The organism is Pseudoalteromonas sp. A3 (assembly GCF_025942345.1).
In the GTDB taxonomy this organism is placed as follows: Bacteria; Pseudomonadota; Gammaproteobacteria; order Enterobacterales; family Alteromonadaceae; genus Pseudoalteromonas; species Pseudoalteromonas atlantica.
On record NZ_JAPCKL010000001.1, the window covers coordinates 125082 to 126092 of the forward strand.

Consider the following 1011-nt stretch of genomic DNA (forward strand, 5'->3'; position numbering starts at 1 on the left):
GCAACACCAGCTACCTAGCTTAGTCGAGCGCAAGCAGGTTAACTTACAACAATACACCCATCAGCATGGGTCAAACTTATTGCTTGATTATGCCAAACGAGAAGTGGAATTACAGGAGCGCGTTGTCTGTATCAATGATGACTGGCTAGTGGTTGTGCCTTATTGGGCTGCGTGGCCATTTGAAACGCTTCTATTACCGCGCTTTGCGATAACCAGAATGACTGATTTAACAACAGTCCAGCAAGCGAGTTTAGCTGAGGTGATCAAACTAATCACAGTCAAATACGACAATTTATTTCAATGTTCATTTGCTTATTCAATGGGGTGGCATGGTGCGCCATATGATGACCAAGATGACTCATATTGGCAATTACACGGCCAGTTCTTCCCGCCACTGTTACGCTCTGCAACTGTTAAAAAGTTTATGGTGGGTTATGAAATGATGGCTGAAGCGCAGCGCGATATAACCCCAGAGCAAGCCGCAACTATATTAAAAAAACAATCACTCACTCATTATAAAGAGAACAAGAAATGAATGTTGAGCATAGCGTACGTTTAGCTTTTATTAATCACTATGGACGCGAAGCAGACTTTATAGTTAAAGCTCCTGGGCGTGTCAATTTAATTGGTGAACATACAGATTATAATGACGGGTTTGTACTACCTTGCGCTATTGAATACGCCACTTTTATTGCGGTGTCGGCGCGAGATGACGATAAAGTAAATGTACTTGCACTTGATTGTAATAATCAAACAGATTCGTTTTTTATTAATACTGAGCTTAATAGCCACAGCACTCAAACGTGGAGTAACTACGTGCGCGGTGTAGTAAATGAATTACAAAAAAGCGGCTATACACTAAGTGGTAGCGATATCTGTATCAGCGGTAATGTACCCCAGGGCGCAGGCCTTAGTTCTTCGGCCTCCCTTGAGGTGGGTATTGCCTATGCGTTTAATCATTTATGTGATTTGTCTATTGAGCGAAAAGAGATAGCCAAAATTGCGCAAGCT

Annotated in this window: 2 protein-coding genes; both read left to right on the forward strand. The window is 42.2% G+C overall.

Going from position 1 to position 1011, the window contains the following annotated elements:
- Positions 1-535, forward strand: a 535-nt coding sequence (galT, locus tag OIZ54_RS00565; RefSeq protein WP_264389391.1) for a galactose-1-phosphate uridylyltransferase, incomplete at its 5' end; no start/stop codon positions are given.
- A partial coding sequence (locus tag OIZ54_RS00570) for a galactokinase family protein (protein ID WP_319640994.1) occupies positions 532-1011 on the forward strand: 480 nt, incomplete at its 3' end. The genes galT and OIZ54_RS00570, both read left to right, overlap by 4 nt.